The following is a 12655-nucleotide window of genomic DNA, read 5'->3' as shown; positions in this document are numbered from 1 at the left end:
GAATGCGCCATGGCGGAGAAGAAGATGGTTGAGAAATTTTCGATGGCGGAGCTTTCGCGCCTGCGGCAGGAATTGATGCAAGCGGGAATTGATTCGAGACAGGCTGCCGAACTGGTCATCGCATTTCTCACTGCGCACGGATATGGGGCCGACTCAACGCTGGTGCCTGATGTGTTGCCGCGTCTGGAAGGCATAGGCTGTTCCGTCGATTGTCTCCAAGCCGAACTGGAGCGGGTTGCGCTTGTAATGTAGGCGTTTGGCCTGCACTCGTCTTTGACTTAAGCGGCCTTGTAATCCACGAATCGTTGAAATGCGGTTGCTATCGTCTGCGCGACCTCGGCGCGATTTTTCTTTAATGCAAGCTCATGTCCTGCGCCGGTCACCGGCAACAGTTCTGTTCGTGCCGAAATCAACTTCAGCGCGGCTTCTATTTCGGCAATCGAACCAAAGCCATCCTTTGTTCCCTGCACGAACAGAGCAGGTGTTTGCAGCGATGGAAAGTGCGCGGTGCGCAATTCTCCCGGGCGCTGTGGCGGATGAAGTGGATAGGAAAGCAGAAGAAGCCGCTCGACCAGATCCGGCTTTGCTGCAGCCAGCATCGAGGCCTGCCTGCCTCCATAGGAATGGCCGCCAAGAAAGATGCACCCTGGAGTCTGCCGTTGCATGGACGCAACTGCCGCTCTAAGTCCGTTCTGGTCGCGTTCCGCACTTCCGCGCGGCGGTGGACCATGCGGCCGCTCCTGGCGGAAGGGCAAATCACAACGCAGGACAGTCCATCCGGATAAGTAGAAGCATTCTGCGAGCGCAACCAGCAGCAGAGCCTTGCAGTCCGCTCCGGCGCCATGCGTCAGGATAAGACAGTCGCCGTTTGCGACAGCAGGCTCATGCAGGAAGCCTCGAACCCGTTCGTCGCCGCTCGTGTCGAAAAATTGGCGCTCATTGCTCATATCAAGAGCGTACCGCACGCCGCTTCAGGTCAATTTCAAATACAATCCGGCAGTAAGTGAAACCTATGAATCCGAAACATGTCTCGCCTTGCCGCAGCTACGAAAACGCTTACAATCGAAGCGCTTTTATTTTGTGCGCGTTCGCCGTCCTCTTTCTGTTCCCATTTGCCGGTTTCACGGCCAACGCGCAGAGCAATCCTGCGATGATTCGTTTTGACGAAAATACGAAGGTTTTTCGTATCGATACGTCGAAGACAACGTATGTTCTGGGAATCAATGAGAACCAGCAGGTGCAATCGCTGTATTGGGGCGCGCGCCTGGCTGATGGCGACCATTTTGCCGCCGCGAAAGCGATGCCGGGACACTCATCTTTCGATCTGCCGGTCACTACCACTCCACATGAATATGTGGGATGGGGAGGCGGTCTCTACGTCGAGCCTGACCTGAAGATCACCTTTCCTGATGGTAATCGCGACCTGGCGCTGAAATACGTCTCGCACAAAATTAATGGCGACGAGCTCGACATCCTGATGAAGGACATTTCGCTCGAAGTCTACGTCACGCTGCAATACAAGGCGGACGGAGAAACGGGCATCATTCGCCGCTCGGCTGAAATTGAAAACCGCACAAACGAGCAGTTCACTATCGAGCAGGCTTTCTCCGCGACATGGAACCTGCCGCGAGGCACAGATTATCGCCTCCGTTATCTCTCAGGCCGTTGGGGGGCCGAATGGAATGTGCAGCAGCAGCCGGTGCAGCCCGGCAAGACCGTGCTCGAAAGCCGGCGCGGCACCACAGGGCACCAGAATAATCCGTGGTTTGCCATTGACCGCGAAGGCAGCAATGATTCCGAACATGGCAGCGTGTGGTTCGGCGCGCTGGGCTGGAGCGGCTCATGGGAAATCACCGTCGAGCAGGACACATTGCAGCAGGTGCGCATCAGCGGCGGGCCGAACAGTTTCGACTTCGGCTATCGCCTGCAAAAGGGCGAACACTTTCAGACGCCGTATTTTTATGGCGGCTACTCAAGCGAAGGCATTGGCGGAGCGTCGCGCCTGCTGCATCGCTTTGAAATTGATTCCATCTTGCCTCACGCGCCGCATCCGGCACTGCGTCCTGTGCTCTACAACTCATGGGAAGCGACGGAGTTTAACGTCGACGAGGCTGGACAGATGGCACTTGCCGAAAAGGCCGCGAGCATTGGCGTTGAGCGCTTTGTGATGGATGACGGCTGGTTCGGCCAGCGCAAGGACGATCATGCCGGGCTTGGCGACTGGTACGTGAACCCGCAGAAGTTTCCGCACGGGCTGAAACCGCTGATCGACAAAGTGCATTCATTGGGAATGGACTTCGGGTTATGGGTAGAGCCGGAAATGGTCAATCCGGACAGCGATCTTTATCGCAAGCATCTGGACTGGGTATTGAATTTTTCTGGACGCCCGCGCACTGAGGCCCGCAATCAACTGGTGCTGAATCTTGCCCGCCCAGACGTTCGCGAATACGTCTTCAACGTTCTCGACAAATTGCTGAACGAGAATGACATTGCCTTCCTCAAGTGGGATTACAACCGCAACTGGTCAGAGCCGGGCTGGCCTGCCGTCGCGCCTGAAGACGAGAAGAAGGTGTATGTCGATTTCATCCGCAACTACTACAGCATCCTTGCCGAGCTTCGCGAGAAGCATCCGAAGATTGAGATAGAAAGCTGCTCAGGCGGAGGCGGACGCGTCGATCTGGGTGTGTTGCGCCTGACCGACGAAGTCTGGACTTCAGACAACACCGATGCTTTTGACCGGCTGCTAATCCAGAACGGCTTCACCTATGCCTACACTCCGGGAGTGATGATGGCCTGGGTCACGGATTCTCCTACGTGGGTCAACCATCGCACGCTGTCGCTTGAGTATCGTTTCCTGTCGTCGATGCAAGGCTCGCTTGGCATCGGCGCGAACCTGAATAAGTGGACGCCGGAAGACTTCGACACCGCGAAAAAGATGGTCGCGCAATACAAAGGCATCCGCGAGACGGTGCAACGCGGGTCGCTGTATCGGCTCATTACGCCGGAGAACAATAGTGAGCAGTCGGTTACCGAATCAGTCTCGCGCGATGGGCATCAGGCGGTCGTCTTTGCCTTTCTGCATTCCAGCACGGAGCTATATCCTTTCCCGCGGCTTTACCTGCGGGGACTGGATGCGAAGGCGGTTTACCGCATTGACGCAATGGACAGCAGACTGGCGCCGGACACGCCTGCGGAAGCAAGCGGCGCGTATTGGATGGAGCATGGAGTGGATGTAGAGCTGCGCGGCGACTTTCAGGCCGCCGCGTTCACTCTGGAGCGGAAAAACTAGAGCAGCTTCATGGCGTCGGGGTCCCAGTGGACTACGGCGCCACGTTCCATGCTTAGATTGCTCAGTAACGCAGCTCCGGCGGCGCGATACCCAAAGACTGCGTCTTCCACCACAGGTTTACGGGTGCGTACCGCTTCAAAGAAGTTCTTGAAGTGGTCGTAGCTGTCGCTGTATCCCTCGGGAGCTTCGTATTTTTCATATCGCGCGGACGGCTCTCCACTGGGATGCTCGCGCGGATACTTCTTCAAGTATTCCGCGATGATCTGCTTCTGCATCGCTTCCGTGAAGGTGCTGACGGTGTAACCCGGTTCCTTCTCGCGCGGCACGCGGCTCAGGATGAGACTTGGCCCGGCGATTTCTATCGTGCCTTCCGATCCGGTGAAGAGCAGCCCTTCGCTTTCTTCGCCGCCATCCACAAAGTTCACGCGAAGACTCAGGTTGAACCCTTCACGATAGTCAAAAAGTCCGAGCATCACGTCGGGCGCGTCGCGGCTATCTTTCCAGAAACGCAGACCGCCAGTAGCCATGGCGCGCGTTGGGCCATGCGATCCGGTAATGAAGTGCGTTCCACTAAATAGATGAACGAAGAGATCGCCGGCTACGCCGCTTCCATAGGCTTTCCACTTGCGCCACTGGAAGAAGTGCTCGGCATTGAAGGGAATTTTCGGCGCCGTGCCCAGAAAGCGCGGCCAGTCGCAGGTTTCCGTAGAAGCATCGAGCGGCACGGTGTAGTCCCATGCGCCGATGGCCGAATTGCGATCCCAGCGCGCCGTCACCATATTGAGTTGACCGATTGCGCCAGCGGCAAGCAGTTCCTTCGCCTTGGCATAAATCATCGAGCTGACGCGCTGGCTGCCGATCTGAATGATGCGGTTCGTGGCGCGCGCGGTTTCGATCATCTCCGGGCCATCTTTGTAGAGATGGATCATTGGCTTTTCGCAATAGACATCTTTGCCGGCCTTCATGGCGTCGATGGATGCCTGCTTGTGCCAGTGGTCAGGCGTGCCGATGATGACGGCGTCAATGTCCTTGCGCGCGAGAACTTCCGCGTAGTCGCGGGTAGTGAAGACATCCTCGCCCCAAAGCTCCTTGCTGTGCGCGAGCCGTCCGTCATAGCAATCAGCCACGGCCACAAGCTTCACGCCGGGGACTTGCACGGCGGTCTTCGTGTCATATTGCCCCTGGCCGCCCGCGCCGATGAGGGCGATCTGAATATGGTCATTGGCTGCGACTGGCTTTGCGGGTTCGTTCTGGGCCTGCGCCAGCATATGCGTTCCTGCTCCAAGAAAGCTTGTAGCCGTTGCCGCTCCCGCGACCTTTAGAAAATTCCTGCGATTCAAATCTTGCACTTCATCTCCTTGTTCGAATTTGTCTGGCGCAGCACTTGCCGCTCTTTCGCGTGCCCGGCCAATCCAGGGCCTGTTAACACTATTAGGGCAGACGGCCTTGCGAGTCAAAATCCGACCAGACGAGACGGAGTCCGAAGATTGTGGTGGGACCACTGTCAGGACGACAACGAAGTATGACCGGATTTGACCGCAACCCGGAAGGAGAAGGCGGCCCGTTTTTCAATTTCTGGGCCGATTGCTTTTTCCCTCGTCGCTAAAATACACCCGGTATTCGTCGCTCCTCACTTCTCGCACTCGAAAAAATCCGCTCCTTTCGCTGCCGTCCTAATAGTGTTAACAGGCCCTAGCACAATACGCTATTTACCCTCATTCCACGCAGGGGTGGGCGACGTTGCGAGATCATGGATCAACTCTACTTCGCGCTGGCGGTACGGTGTTCCATCCGGGTGAAAGATATCGTGGAACCACACCGTCGGCTGAATGAGCACATATGGCCTTTGCCAGGAATCCCATGGCAGATATGTCTGTGTTTTCCCGGCTACGAATCCCCAGCTGATGGCGGCGACACGATATTTCTTAGCAATCGGCAGAATCGTGTCGAAGGTGCTGCCTGCGCCGCGCGCCATGTATTCCGTGCAGATAATGGGCCGATGAAACTGGAGCAGCCACTGGATGCGCTGCTCGAATTCCTCAGGCCAGCCGTAATTATGGAATGAGATGATGTCCGACTCCTCAATCTGGATGCGAGTGATCGGGTCCATCTTGTCGAGCGAGGACCAGTCTCCCGTCCAAACGCCGCTGGTCAGCGGCTGCGATGGATGCGCACTCCGTGCCCACTCGAATACCTGCGGCAGCAGGTCCTGGACATAATGCGCCTTGTTCTTCGGGTCTTCTTTTCCATAGGAGTTGTTGTTACCATTGCTGGGCTCGTTCCACAAATCCCACGCCAGAATGCGGTCGTCATTGGCAAATGCGCCGATCACTCCCTGCACATAGGTTTTCAAGCGCGGATACTGCGAGGGGTCTTCGAGGGCTTTTTTGCCTGGGCTTTGCACCCATCCGGAATTGTGCACTCCGGGAATCGGCGGATGCTGCGGACCGAGCTTCGGGTTTGGGTCCCAGCATGAATCGAAGAGCACAAATACCGGCTTGATGTGGTGCTTGCTGGCAATAGTCAGGAACGTATCAATGCGCTTCTGAAAACCTGCCGCATCCTGCTGCCACAGCAGGTCGTGCAGAAAGACACGCATGGTGTTCATGCCGATGTGTTGCGCCCACCCAAGTTCCTTGTCAATCTCCTGGGGGTCGAAGGTATCCGCCTGCCACATCTCCAGTTGGTTAATCGCGTCCTGTGGTACGAAGTTGCTGCCTATATACCAGGGCTGCTGCGCGTACCATGCATTCGCCTTCGATTCAGTCCACCGCTGGGCCAGTGCGGAGCCGGATACCAGTAATGAACAAAGAACAACCAGCAGGAAAATTCGGATGTGCTTCACTGTCCCCTCCAAAATGCGCTGCCTCTGTCGGAAGCGCTTCCATCATTATGTAAGCAGGTCCCGGGGCTAAAGCCCCTTTCGCGCCGGGCTCCTATTTCACCGGCCTAAAGGCCGGTGCTTCTACCTGCTCCCAGCATCAAGATATCCCTGCCAAATGTTGCATTGTCGATCACAGTTAAACCGGGCGCTCACTCCTCGTTCCCCTACTTTCGGTGAAGCACAATACGGGTCACGCTTTCATGCGGAAAGACGTGCCCAAAAGCGCCGTGGTCAACCCGTCCTTCAGTCTTCTCGGGAGCTACACGCTCGGGATCGTCCTCGTCGTTTCCGTCGCTTATGCTGGCGCTGCGCAGGGTGTAAATCTCGGCAGTAGAAGCGTCCGTAAATCCAGCAACTTTGATGTCCGCCGGAATGTCCGTATCGAGGCTGCGGTTGACGCAGAACAGATTCAGCGTATCGCCTTTGTCGTTCAAGGCGGCCACAACGTCGAGATACGGCACGTTGGAAATGTCCGGAATGCGGCCAACGCCGTGTTGCACTGAGTAGCTTCCCGCCTGCGTCTCGACCTTCACCGGGCGCGTCGCATGCGAGGTTGAATACATCCTGAATGCGTAGTAGCCGGGCGCGGCAAACACCTGACTGCGTGCCTTCCAGATGCCAGCAAACTCCATGATGCCGGTCATGTCGGAAATGGGCACGATAGAGCTGTTGCGCATCAGCATATTGAAGAAGCCCGCTGTGTCGATGGCGCCGCCCATGTTTCTGAAGCTGGGCGTTCCGGGACGGTTCCCAATAAAAAGCCACTCGGTAAAGGCGATGTGCGCCTTGTCGGCAAATGCCGGGATGGAGTTGATCTGCTGCTGCATCTCCTTAAGCTTTGCTTCGAGCCCGATGGGCAGCGCAAACGCCGCTTGCGTGATGAAGTCTGTGCTGGCATGGGGCATACGCACATCCGTGTTCGTGACTACGAAGTGGGTTGAGAGATAGTTGAAGGTGTTCGCCGGATTGGTTAACTGCGTCGCGTTCCACTTCGTGTAGTTGTCCGGATCAGCACCGGTAGCGATCAAGACCGCATTCGGATCGACCGCGCGAATCGCTTTGCTATACGCCAGCGTGCGCGCGGCAAGCTGATCAAGCGTAGGCCAACCGGTGTTCCAACTGCCCCAAAGCTCGTTGCCCAACTCCCAGGTGAGTCCGCCGTGCTTGTGCCAGTGCTCGTCAATGTAGCGCACCCAGTCGGCGGCTTCTTCCGGAGTCCCGCTGCCCAGATTCAGCGCGACCTGCGGATCAGCCCCGATCAGCTCGCAGAAGTGCAGGAATTCGTCAGTGCCGAAGGTGTTGTATTCAGGAATGCCCCATGCCAGATTCAACATGCTTACGCGCTTGTCGCGAGGCCCGATTCCGTCACGCCAGTGATACCCGGAGGTGAAGTTGCCGCCAAAGCGCACGAGCGGCGTCTCCATGGCCTTGGCCATCGCCACTTCGTCTGGATCGAGGCCGTCGAGCGCGTCCGCCGGCATCAAGGAAAACTCATCCACCTCCACGCGCTCGTCGCCTTCCACCTGCACGACAAAGTCAGCCGGATCGAGACGGTGCAGTTTGCCCTCGGGCAGATTCAGGTCGAAGCTGTACTTCGTCCATGAATCCGAAGCCGCATCGATATGCGCGGACGCCAGCGCGTCCCCACCGTCATGTCGACGAATAGAGATAGTCAGGCCGGACGGTCCGTCAAGGTGGCGGGCGTAAAGGCTGCCTTTGTATTCCAGCGTTCGATGCACCGGCAGATAGACCTTCTGCCGGATGCCGGTCGGCTCGCCGGGAACGCCCATAATCATCAGCGAGCGCCATGAATTGGCGGCGTTTCCGTAGCGCGGTTCATAGCGATTTCCTTGATTGGGATCAAGCGGCTCCCAGGGCAGCGGCAGTCCCAGAGAAGAAGCGCGACCCAATTCAGGATCGTCGTGAAGCATCCGGCCTACGTTGCCCGCGCTCCACATTCCTGCTTCGAAGCTGGGATTCTGCAGAATTTCCGCCCACAGGCCGTTGTAGGTCGAGTTGCCGATGGGTTCGAGAAAGCTTCCGAAGATAGTTCGCGGAATTGCGGCTCCCGCCGATTGTGACGCGTCTATCTGAATGGTTGCCGTCGCTGGAACAGGCTGATTCACGATACTTTGAGCAGCAGCCATTGTGGAAGCGCTTACACCAAGCAGCGTGACTAATGCCAAAGGAACGATCCGCGTCATCTCTTCAAGTCCTTAGGAAAATTCGGGGCATATGTCCCTTTTTGGATCAACCAATATAAACCGCGCTGGCTGTAAATAAGCAACTAGCTTTGCGACGTATTGCGCATCATGGCCAGCGAGGCTGCATTGTCGTTGAGTTGAAAATCATATTCGCTCACGACCTTCATCACGGCGCGGCGCGTTTCTTCAGAGTGCTTGCCCGAATTGTGCAGCACACGCGAGACGGTTGCCATGGAAACACCCGCTTTGCGGGCAATGTCTGATATGGTTACGCGCCTTCCTTGCGCGGCATTGGCGCGGGCTTCTTCCGCCGCATCGAGCGTTTCGATGATCGCGTTCAGCCGCTCCCAGACCTCGGCAACATCGAGCCCGACTTTTTCTGCAACCTGCGTGTCCGTCATGCCCTCAGAGATGAGATCCAAAATGCTCCGCTGTTCCTGATCAAGATGGGCGCGGGGTACGCGGTCGGCAAAGCGCGCTGCAATGTGCGGCGGAAAATGCCGCTCGCCCGCATGGACATCATGGATGGCGTCGATCATTTCCTCAACCGACGATGCTTTGAGCAGATAACCGTGCGCGCCGGCGCGGATGGCCTCATATACGTCATCATCGCTCTCGTAGCTGGTGAGCACGATGACCCGGGGCGGCGATTTAAGCTGCTTCAGGGCGCGTAGCGTTTCAATTCCATTAAGCGCAGGCATGCGCAGGTCGAGCAGCAGAATATCGACTTGTTTCTTGACTAGGGTAGAAATGGTCTGGTTGCCATCCGGTACGCTGCCGACAACTTCAAGATCGGGATAGGTAGCCAGCATACTGGCGAGTCCTGCGCGCACCACCGGATGATCGTCAGCAATCAGAATCCGAATCACGTCTGTTGTCTCACGAGACACGGCTGCTTGGCTCCCGCTGCTCCTCATCATACGCGAGGCGGAAAAATCTGGCCCGCTTGAGAACGGCGGGAGCGCGGACACTAATCCGCGTGCCTCTTCCCGGGCCAGTCTCAATTTCAACAGTCCCCTGGATGCTTTCCGCGCGTCGGTGAATCCCGGTTAAGCCAAAGCCATCCGCATCAGGCCTGGGAACGAAACCGGCGCCGTTGTCTTCAACGATCAATGTAATGGTTGATGGCGCATATACCGCGCGCACCAGAAGACGGGTTGGATGCCCGTGCTGCATGGCATTGGCAATCGCCTCCTGGCCAATGCGGAACAGGCAATCCAGAATATGCAGAGGAATAGTGCGAGGTTCTCCCTCGACCGACGACTCCACCTCTACTGGCACGCGTCCCACCATCTGCCTTGCAACCTGTTCCAAGGCGGCTACAAGTCCGCCGGCCTCCGTGGCGTCCGGGCGGAGGGTGATTATGCTGCGCCGCGCCTCATCGTGGCTGTGACGCACAAGATCGCTGGTGCGGTTCAGCTCCTCGATCAGCATGGATTTGTCCAGCGGCGATGGATGTCTTGAGATGCGATTGAGAATTGCGCGAAGCTGAAAGCCAATGCCTGCAAAGCTCTGCGCCAGGGTGTCGTGAATTTCATGCGCCAGCCGTTCGCGCTCGTCAATCACAGCGCGCAGCCGCCATTCTTCCGCGCGGCTGAAAAGCAGATGGACAATGAAGCCGAGCACCAGCATGAGCAGTGCAAGCTCGATCAGATGCCCGGCGCTCCACCAGGGCGGACCGACCAGCATTCTGACGTCATCGGCGGAGCTGACAAGCACTACAAATGGAACCGCATTCTTCGTGTGGTCAGCGTCTATAAAACAGATTCCGCGCACGCGGACTACACTGCCTTTTTCGAGCCTTCGGAAGGCAGTTTCTGTAGCGGCAGAGCTGGCCAGCGCGCGAAAGACCTGCTGGCCATCGCGCAACTCGAGATTCAGCAAGCCATCCGGAGCATCTGTCTTACTGTGCAGCGTGCCTTCCACTTCGATGTACATCGCGTGGTATGCGCCGGTAGCGGCCTGGTCGGCGGTCACCGACAGTGGCGGTGGTGGTGTCAACCCTCCCAGCGGACGCGCGATCGCATTGCCAATGGTTGCCGTCAGACCGTGTGGATAGACATCGCCTTCCACCTCGACCTCATCGCCCACGCGCAGCGGGACCTTGTTTTTTAGCTCTACCTCCACGCCGCCACTTGAGTCCTGAATGAACAGCGGTTCGGTATCAATCACAGAACCGCGTACCGTAACCCGTGCGGGATGGCTTATCGAAAACAGGTGCAGATTTCGGATAGGCTGTGTCAGCCCCTCGTTGTGTGCTCTTTCCACCACAGGAGGGGCTGGATTGGGAACAGAAGCGAACGCAGGCGTTCCCTGACTGGTGGGATAAATCGCGGTTTCAGCTGGAGGCGGAGCAGCTGCAAGCCGCGCTGCATCCGCACTTGAGATGCGTTCGGCGCGAATATTACGCCATACTCCGCCCGCGGCCATGGAACGTAATCCGATCCTACCGGAAGCAAAACAGTGCGGATCATGAGCTTCAACTGTGGTTGCGGCGCCTGTTTCTATATCAGTAGCAGAGGCGCTGATGCTGCAGCCAAATGCGCTCAGTTTCAGGTGATACCACTTGCCAGGCAACACGCCACCAGGCATTTTCACGGGGGGAAATTCGATCCATCCATGCTCCGCGCGGCCAAGCACGAGTGACTGGTCAGAAGTACGCAGACCGGCATAGTAGCCATTGTACGAATCCACTCCACGCTCGGCGCCGCTGACGCGGATCATGAGTCCGGCGTCTCCGCCATTTGCCACCAGTTGCATGTTGGCTTCTACCGAATAGTTTTTCCAATATGGAGAACCGGTAACAAATTTTGCGCCACGATCGCTGGAATCATTCTTAATGGCCCCGTCTACGATGGTCCAGTTGCCGGAATAAGGCGTCCATTCGTCAGTTCTAGTCGACGCAAAGGAGTCACCATAGGGAAGTCCCCGCCACGGGCTGCGCATGTAGAGGGCGAATGCGGCCGCAATGAGCATTCCCACGCCCGCGCAATACAAGACCACGCCTTTCGACAGCCGCATCAAGGCTTCCGCCTCCAGTCCTGATTGATAAGACGCTGCGCCAGCGGTGAGTCAATGTTTTCGCTGGTCAGCAGAGTAGGCTCGAGCTTGATCTCCTGCGCCGGAAGCGGTCCATCGCGGTGCTCGGCAAGCAGGGTAAGAGCGCGATATCCCATCTGATATGTGTCTTCGGCAATTAAGGAGTCCATCACTCCGGCGCGGACTTCGTTGCCCATCTCAACGCTTTGCTCGAAGCCGATGAGCTTGACCTGGGCCGTCTGGCCTCTGGCCTGCAATGCGGCAATCGCTCCATACGTCGCCACAGCGGACAGCGCGAGAATTGCGTTCAAATCATGGTGGCCAGCCAGGACCTCATCGGCGATTTGCTGGGCCTCGACCCCGTTATGCGTCCCCGGCCTGCGCTCTTCGATCACAATGCCAGGGAAGTTTTCCTCAAATGTCTTTTCCAAGGAATGGAGGACCGTCAGATCACTCAGCGACTCCGGATCAATGCCGAGCACTGCGACGCGTCCTTTGCCTCCTAGTATTTTGCCGATGCGCATTGCAGCCATGCGTCCGCTTGCCTCATCGTCATTCACGATATAAGCGAGGTCCCGCTGAGGAGGCAGCGGCAGCGGCGCGGCAATCACGACGGTACGCACTCCCCTGCTTACAGCCCGCTGTACTGGAGTCATCAGCACGAGCGGCTGGTCGGGGGCAATGATCAGCCCCTGATAATGCTCGTCAATCACGCGGTCGATCAGAGCCGCCTGCTGCTGGAAATCGTCTTCGCTGGTCGGAGCATTCCAATACACCTGAATGCCTGCCGGACTCGCGGCAAACTCCGCCCCGGCGTGAACAGCTTCCCATATCGTCTCCGCCGTAGTCCGGGGAATGACGGCCACGCGGAACTCCCGCTTGCCGCATCCGACCGCCAGGCAGACGCATGCCGCCAGCATCAGCCTTAACCACGGGTCAGACACTCATTGCCTCGCACTCCCACATTGACACACGCCAAGACCATGAAGCCTGCCAGAAACCGCCATCGAGCCTGGATTCCACGATCCTTTAAAGAAAGCTATTGACAACTCTGGCGGGGATTATATATTACAACTGGAAAATGAGTGTAAACGCTTCCACTCACTTAATGAGAGCGTTTACACATGATTACTAAACATAGAGACCGTCACAGTAAGGCATGCACCCCGGGAGCGCAATGTTTCGGGAGGAGATGCGAAATCCATTCATCCCCCGACCAGCAAAAAGACCCCGTGTGAA

The 12655-nt window shown here is 57.2% G+C and carries 9 protein-coding genes; 2 read left to right on the top strand and 7 right to left on the bottom strand.

Translation table 11 applies throughout. The annotated features are described in order from the left end of the window. Window positions 1-9: 9 nt before the first annotated feature. Window positions 10-252, top strand: a complete 243-nt coding sequence (locus tag VEV40_RS06530; RefSeq protein ID WP_324831006.1) for a hypothetical protein — start codon at window positions 10-12, stop codon at window positions 250-252. Between the two features lie 26 nt (window positions 253-278). Here the strand turns inward: VEV40_RS06530 and VEV40_RS06525 are convergent, their stop codons facing one another. Beyond that, window positions 279-965, bottom strand: coding sequence for an alpha/beta family hydrolase (locus VEV40_RS06525; RefSeq protein ID WP_324831003.1), 687 nt, complete (start codon window positions 963-965; stop codon window positions 279-281). A gap of 185 nt (window positions 966-1150) precedes the next feature. Between VEV40_RS06525 and VEV40_RS06520 the strand changes: the two genes are divergently transcribed. Continuing rightward, the gene (locus VEV40_RS06520; RefSeq protein WP_414637818.1) at window positions 1151-3289 is read left to right on the top strand and encodes an alpha-galactosidase; all 2139 of its coding nucleotides are present in this window, start codon (window positions 1151-1153) and stop codon (window positions 3287-3289) included. Here the strand turns inward: VEV40_RS06520 and VEV40_RS06515 are convergent. The 6 genes from VEV40_RS06515 to VEV40_RS06490 all read right to left on the bottom strand — a co-directional run bounded on the left by VEV40_RS06515 (window position 3286) and on the right by VEV40_RS06490 (window position 12360). After that, the gene (locus tag VEV40_RS06515; RefSeq protein ID WP_324831000.1) at window positions 3286-4638 is read right to left on the bottom strand and encodes a Gfo/Idh/MocA family oxidoreductase; all 1353 of its coding nucleotides are present in this window, start codon (window positions 4636-4638) and stop codon (window positions 3286-3288) included. The genes VEV40_RS06520 and VEV40_RS06515 overlap by 4 nt on opposite strands. Before the next feature lie 356 nt (window positions 4639-4994). Beyond that, window positions 4995-6134, bottom strand: coding sequence for a cellulase family glycosylhydrolase (locus tag VEV40_RS06510; protein ID WP_324830999.1), 1140 nt, complete (start codon window positions 6132-6134; stop codon window positions 4995-4997). Window positions 6135-6337: 203 nt separating this feature from the next. Next, window positions 6338-8377 (bottom strand): alpha-L-arabinofuranosidase C-terminal domain-containing protein, encoded by a 2040-nt coding sequence (locus tag VEV40_RS06505; RefSeq protein ID WP_324830998.1) that lies wholly within the window; start codon window positions 8375-8377, stop codon window positions 6338-6340. Window positions 8378-8460: 83 nt separating this feature from the next. Beyond that, entirely contained in the window at window positions 8461-9267 is an 807-nt protein-coding gene (locus tag VEV40_RS06500; protein ID WP_324830997.1) for a response regulator, read from the bottom strand. Further along, entirely contained in the window at window positions 9257-11398 is a 2142-nt protein-coding gene (locus VEV40_RS06495) for a histidine kinase (RefSeq protein ID WP_324830995.1), read from the bottom strand. The genes VEV40_RS06500 and VEV40_RS06495 overlap by 11 nt, the downstream gene beginning before the upstream one ends. Next, window positions 11398-12360, bottom strand: a complete 963-nt coding sequence (locus tag VEV40_RS06490) for a substrate-binding domain-containing protein (protein ID WP_324830993.1) — start codon at window positions 12358-12360, stop codon at window positions 11398-11400. The genes VEV40_RS06495 and VEV40_RS06490 overlap by 1 nt, the downstream gene beginning before the upstream one ends. Between the last annotated feature and the right edge of the window lie 295 nt (window positions 12361-12655).

This window comes from Alloacidobacterium sp., from assembly GCF_035631355.1.
Lineage (GTDB): Bacteria > Acidobacteriota > Terriglobia > Terriglobales > Acidobacteriaceae > Alloacidobacterium.
Note: the sequence above shows the minus strand (reverse complement) of the source record. Positions and strands in the feature narration are given on the sequence as shown.

Excerpts from the sequence above, each read along its gene's own strand:
- VEV40_RS06505 (WP_324830998.1), bottom strand. The coding sequence starts at position 8,377 with ATGACGCGGATCGTTCCTTTGGCATTAGTCACGCTGCTTGGTGTAAGC.
- VEV40_RS06530 (WP_324831006.1), top strand. The coding sequence starts at position 10 with ATGGCGGAGAAGAAGATGGTTGAGAAATTTTCGATGGCGGAGCTTTCG.
- VEV40_RS06495 (WP_324830995.1), bottom strand. The coding sequence starts at position 11,398 with ATGCGGCTGTCGAAAGGCGTGGTCTTGTATTGCGCGGGCGTGGGAATG.
- VEV40_RS06520 (WP_414637818.1), top strand. The coding sequence starts at position 1,151 with ATGATTCGTTTTGACGAAAATACGAAGGTTTTTCGTATCGATACGTCG.